The sequence below is a fragment of the Mesorhizobium delmotii genome (genome assembly GCF_900149755.1).
GTDB classification, from domain to species: Bacteria; Pseudomonadota; Alphaproteobacteria; order Rhizobiales; family Rhizobiaceae; genus Mesorhizobium; species Mesorhizobium delmotii.
The window spans coordinates 256-2,512 of the sequence record NZ_FUIG01000077.1 but is presented as its reverse complement, the minus strand read 5'-3'; the positions used below and the strand labels follow the sequence as shown (position 1 = coordinate 2,512).

The window sequence follows — 2,257 nt, the reverse complement described above, 5'->3', positions numbered from 1 at the left end:
CGCCTCGCCGGCTTTGGCGCGTTCCACCGCCTCGCCGATGCTGATAGAAGTGTCTTGGGCGGAGACAAACGCGCGTGTCTCCCACGCATAATCCATAAAGTCCTCGGCGATGCGCTGCGCCTCGGTGGTGTCGCCATCGGCGGTAACGGTGACGCTGGGCCCGGCGTCGTAAATGTCACTCTGAGAAAAACCGGCGCAGACGCTGACCACGAGCGCCTTGCCAGAGTCTTCCAGCGCATCGCCGCGATCAATCAGCTCGCGCATCGGGCCGCTCTGGGTGCGCCCGTAATCGAGACCGCGCAGCATTGGGCGTTTGGCGATGACGGTGCGCGGACGGATCTGGCCGCGAAGGGCGCGATCGAGCAGCGCGGCCCCCTGCCAGGCGCGTTGGCGAGCGGCGAGGGTGTGGCATCCTTCGCTGTTTCAAGCATCATCAGAAGGAGGCGTCCCATGTCGCAATCTTTTGACGCGAGCCGGTCCCTTGCCGCTCTCGAACGGGTAACACGATCATCGCCGTCATCGAAATGAGCAAGGCGAAGTGGCTCGTCGCCGCGCTTGTTCCAGGTCTCAAGCGCCAGCCCCTCAAGAAGATCGATGCCGACGCGCCAGCACTGTTGAAGCTGCTGCAGCACTGGCGCGACGAAGCCGGCCGGGCCGGGCACACGGTCCAGCGGATCGCCGTCGCCTATGAGGCGGCCGGCGACGGCTTCTGGCTGGCGCGCTGGTTGCGGGCGCACGGCATCGAGGCCTATGCCATCCATCCCTCGAGACCGATCGCCTCGATACCGAGCTTCTGATGCGCGCTTTTCTCGGCTGGCTGCGCGGCGAGAAACGCCATTGCTCCATGGCTGCGATCCCGACGCTCGAAGAGGAGGACGCGCGGCGGCCGAACCGCGAGCGGGGGACCCTGGTCGGCGAGCAGACGCGGCTCATCAACCGCATCAAGGCGATCCTCGCCCGCTTCGGCATCCGCAGCTTCCGGCTGAGCCTGCGCCAGGCCGCGGACAGGCTGGAGAGCATCCGAACGGCGGAGGGAACGCCGCTGCCGGACAACACCCGCGCCGAGCTCTACCGCTTCCTTGAGCGGCTCAACCTCGTGCGCGCGCAGATCCGCGCCATCGAACAGGAGCGCCTGCGCCGGCTGGCGGCGGCTCCGGCTGCGGCGAACGGCCCGCACGCGATGGTTCGCCTGCTCGCGCGGATCATCGGCATCGGCGTCGAGACGGCCGACATGCTGGTCCACGAGATGCTGTCGCGCAAGCTGCGCGACCGCCGCGCCGTGGCGCGCTATGCCGGCCTCACGGGGTCGCCGGACGAGAGCGGCAAGCGCCGCCGCGAGAAAGGGCTGGCGCGCGCCGGCAATGCCCGCGTGCGGCGCGGCATAATCCAACTGGCCTGGCGGTTCCTGCGCTTCCAGAAGGACAGCGACCTCGCCCGATGGTTCCAGGCACGCACGACCGACGGCCGCAAAAACGACGCGCAAGACGATGATCGTTGCGCTGGCGCGCAAGCTGCTGATTGCGCTGTGGCGTTTCGTCACCGCGGGCGAGGTGCCGCAGGGCGTCATCGTGCGTGCGCCGTGATGGAGGCACGTGGGAAGAGGGAGAACAAGGCACACCCCAATTGGCAAGGCCCGCAGCAGGGTCTGCCGATGACGATCCGAGGTGGCGGCAACCCGAAGCTACACATGGTCCTTCGGACCGCCGACGTAGAATGGGCCCCGCCGCCCCGGAGCTTCGACACCGATGCGCATGCTGCATCATGGTCAGATCCACTGCGATCTACCGCATGCAAGTCTGCCGCGCGATCTTCGCGCCCGGCTCATGGCGAGCTCGCCTCGGAAATCTGTCGTCGGCATTTGGCCCCACCGGAAACGGCTCACCCGACCCGGCGAAGCCTGCCGCCCGTGCTCGTGACCGTCAAGGACAAGTCGCTTCGCGATGGCCCACACCCTTGACCGTCACTGCGCGCGGCGGCCAGTTCGAAACAGGTCGGCACGAGGGATGAGGAAACGAACCAGGAGCAAGCTTGACAATCATCGCCTCATACAAGTCGATATGAGGATAGGTGCGCACGGCAATAAGCGCCGACGCGTTCGCCGCCATCTTCTCGGTCACGTTGGCGTGCAGGTCGAGCGTGACGACGATTGGCGCGTCGGGCCCGAGGATCGCGCGCAACCGGACGAGGATCTCGCCTTCTGCGTCCTCGCAGCCCTCAGCGACCATCGCACACTGCAGGTTGAGCAGCTCAAAAGCGC

Annotated in this window: 1 protein-coding gene and 2 pseudogenes; 1 reads left to right on the top strand and 2 read right to left on the bottom strand. The window is 66.9% G+C overall.

Annotation, left to right across the window (positions count from 1 at the left end; translation table 11 throughout):
- Window positions 1–381, bottom strand: a pseudogene (locus tag BQ8482_RS33915) (M81 family metallopeptidase); the annotation flags it as partial.
- Between the two features lie 69 nt (window positions 382–450).
- Between BQ8482_RS33915 and BQ8482_RS33910 the strand changes: the two are divergent.
- A pseudogene (locus BQ8482_RS33910) lies at window positions 451–1,583 on the top strand (IS110 family RNA-guided transposase).
- A gap of 336 nt (window positions 1,584–1,919) precedes the next feature.
- On the opposite strand, the gene BQ8482_RS38840 reads toward BQ8482_RS33910, so the two are convergent.
- A partial coding sequence (locus tag BQ8482_RS38840; protein ID WP_208867948.1) for a M81 family metallopeptidase occupies window positions 1,920–2,257 on the bottom strand: 338 nt, incomplete at its 5' end.